A 2,884-nucleotide genomic window follows, 5' to 3' on the forward strand; every position below is an offset into this window, starting at 1 on the left:
TGGTTTCGTAACACGCTCTAGTTCGCCTCCCCCTGCCGCGGGGGCTAAGCACGCACTCGCCTGGCCGCTCGCCGGCACCGGTGTGCAGGATCAGCCGGCGGATCCTTCTTGGCTCCTCTGCCCGTTGTCGGTGCCCCGCGACACAATCGACCGTATGCTGCTCGCTCGCCTCGTCCAGACCTCCGCGGATCTCGTCGCCACGTCCGCGCGCAATGCGAAGGTCGCGCTTGTGGCCGAGACGCTGAGCGCGGCGGAGCCGGGCGAGGTCGGCGTCGTCGCGTCCTACCTGTCGAACGTCCTGCCGCAGCGCCGGCTCGGCGTCGGCTGGCGCTCACTCTCCACCCTGCCGGACTCAGCACAGGAGGCCACCCTCACCGTGGCCGAGGTCGACGCGGCGTTTGCGCAGCTGGCTACCACCGGCGGCGAGGGATCCGTCGCCACGCGTCGGGCCATCCTCACCGAATTGCTCAGCCGCGTAACGTCTTCCGAGCAGGAGTACCTGCGCGGCCTGATGCTCGGTGGCGTCCGCCAGGGCGCCCAGGACGGCGTCATGCTCGCCGCGATCGCCAAGGCCGCCGAGGTCCCGCTGGCCGTGGTGCAGCGCGCCGTCATGCTCGCGGGCTTCGCTGGACCGGTCGCCGAGGCGGCTCTGTCCGGCGGACAGAGCGCCCTCGAGGCACTCACCCTGGAGGTCGGACGACCGCTCCGGCCGATGCTCGCCGGCAGCGCCCCGGACGTCGCCGCGGCGATGACCGCCGGCACGCCGATGCTGCTGGAGCGCAAGATCGACGGCATCCGGCTCCAAGCCCACAAAGACGGTGACGAGGTTCGGCTCTTCACCCGGAGCCTTGACGAGATCACCGAGCGTCTGCCCGAGGTCGTCGAGCTCGTCCGGGCCCTACCCGCCGAGCGCCTCGTCCTTGACGGCGAAACCGTCGCCGTGCGCCCCGACGGCCGTCCCGAGCCCTTCCAGGTCACCGGCTCGCGCACCGCCTCCAGCGCGGACCCGGCCACGCTGCGCGCGTCCACCCCGCTTGCCACGAGCTTCTTCGACCTGCTCCACATCGACGGCGAAGACCTGCTCGACCAACCCCTGATCCAGCGAATCGAGAGGCTCGACGCTCTCGTGCCCCCCACCGCCCGCATCGAGCGCATCCATACCGGCTCCCCCACCACAGCCATCGAGTTCTTCGCCGCCCAGGTCAGCGCGGGCCACGAGGGCGTCATCGTCAAGGACCCCACCAGTGTGCGTATGCCGCGGGCCGCCGCGGCGCAGGCTGGGTGAAAGTGAAGCCACGGCATACCCTCGATCTTGTCGTGCTGGCCGTCGAGTGGGGCAGCGGTCGCCGACGGGGCAAACTGTCGAATATCCACCTGGGAGCGCGCGATCCACGCACCGGCCACTTCGTCATGCTCGGCAAGACCTTCAAAGGCATGACCGACGCGATGCTCGACTGGCAGACCGAACGCTTCCAGGAACTTTCGACCAGTCGGGACAGCTACACCGTGTATGTGCGCCCCGAGCAGGTTGTCGAGATCGCCTTCGACGGTATCCAACGCAGCTCGCGTTACCCCGGCGGCATGGCTCTGCGCTTCGCCCGCGTGTTGCGTTATCGCGACGACAAGAGCGCCGAGCAGGCCGACACCATAGACACCGTGAAGGCCGTGCGAGGCTGGTAGCGCCATAGCGACGTGGCCTACCGCAACGACGCCTGGGCGCTTAGCCCCTGTGCTCGATGCGACTGACTTATGGTGCAGAGATGACCGACACCAAAATCACCGTCGAGCGTCTCATTCCCGCCTCGACAGACACCGTCTTCGATATCCTCTCCAACCCGGAACGGCACATCGCTCTCGACGGTTCCGGCTTCATCCGCTCGACGGCCGGCGCCCAGCGGATCAAGGCTGTCGGGGACGTCTTCACCATGAACATGGAGGGTGACCACATGGGCGGTGAGTACCAGACCGACAACCACGTCACCGGCTACGCCGACAATGCCTTGCTCGCCTGGCAGACGGCCCCCGCTGGCACCGAACCGCCCGGCTGGGAATGGGTCTGGGAACTGTCCCCCGAGGGCCCGGACCACACCCTTGTCCGTCATTCCTATGACTGGTCGAAGGTCACCGACCCTGCTTTGCTACAGAAGGTGAAATTCCCTCTGGTGAGCGAAGACCAAATGGAGGCAACCTTGGTCAAGCTCGACGAGGCCGCCAGCGGGTCCTGATCTCCCCTCCTTCAGGCCCGCAAAGGGCGGAACCCGAGGCCGCGGCATTCGCCACGAGCCCCGGGTTCCGTCCGTTCAGTACCCTTTGCCCGTGAACACAGACCTCAGTCCTGTGCGGGCGCTGCCCCGGCAATGTGGACCATCCACGTGATCCCGAAGCGGCCGTCGAGCATCCCGAACTCGTCGCCCCGCATCTGCTTCTCCAACGGCATCGTGACGGTGCCGCCTCGGCCAGCCCGGCCCAGTAGCCGCGCAGTTCATCGCTCTCGTCCCCGCTGAGGCTGATCGAGATATTGGTGCCCGCGACATACCCGCCACCCATCCTGGGCGGCATGTCGGGCGCCATCAACGTGAAGCCGGCCGGCGTCTGCAGTTGGGCGTGCATGACACCCTCGTTGCCCGGGTCACCGAACCCGGCGAAGGTGCTGACTCGCAGGTCACCGCCGAGGACGGCGGCGTAGAACTCCATCGCCTCGCGTGCGTTGCTGTCGAAGGTCAGGTAGGGGTTGAGCGTGACACGATGACTCCTGATGATCTGATCGCCGCGGCCGCGCGTCGGCAGGGCGTCCGCACACTGTAGGGCAGTCCGCATACCCTTCTGCCATGCTCGAACCGGTCCGCGCCACGCGTTTCGTGACGCCCCTGCGCGAGGGCGGCAG

General features: G+C 67.8%; 3 protein-coding genes and 1 pseudogene. 3 read left to right on the plus strand and 1 reads right to left on the minus strand.

What is annotated here, in order from left to right:
• Positions 1-154: 154 nt before the first annotated feature.
• The 3 genes from PKH97_RS15555 to PKH97_RS15565 all read left to right on the plus strand — a co-directional run bounded on the left by PKH97_RS15555 (position 155) and on the right by PKH97_RS15565 (position 2,225).
• A complete protein-coding gene (locus tag PKH97_RS15555; RefSeq protein WP_324388512.1) occupies positions 155-1,285 on the plus strand; it encodes an ATP-dependent DNA ligase in 1,131 nt (376 codons plus the stop codon).
• A 2-nt stretch (positions 1,286-1,287) separates the two neighbouring features.
• Positions 1,288-1,680, plus strand: a complete 393-nt coding sequence (locus PKH97_RS15560; RefSeq protein ID WP_324388514.1) for a hypothetical protein — start codon at positions 1,288-1,290, stop codon at positions 1,678-1,680.
• Positions 1,681-1,760: 80 nt separating this feature from the next.
• Positions 1,761-2,225, plus strand: coding sequence for a polyketide cyclase (locus tag PKH97_RS15565; RefSeq protein ID WP_324388516.1), 465 nt, complete (start codon positions 1,761-1,763; stop codon positions 2,223-2,225).
• 104 nt (positions 2,226-2,329) lie between these two features.
• Here PKH97_RS15565 and PKH97_RS15570 read toward each other — a convergent pair.
• Positions 2,330-2,694: pseudogene (locus tag PKH97_RS15570) on the minus strand (VOC family protein).
• Positions 2,695-2,884 lie beyond the last annotated feature (190 nt).

The organism is Nostocoides sp., assembly GCF_035343835.1.
Classification (GTDB): Bacteria; Actinomycetota; Actinomycetes; order Actinomycetales; family Dermatophilaceae; genus Nostocoides_A; species Nostocoides_A vanveenii.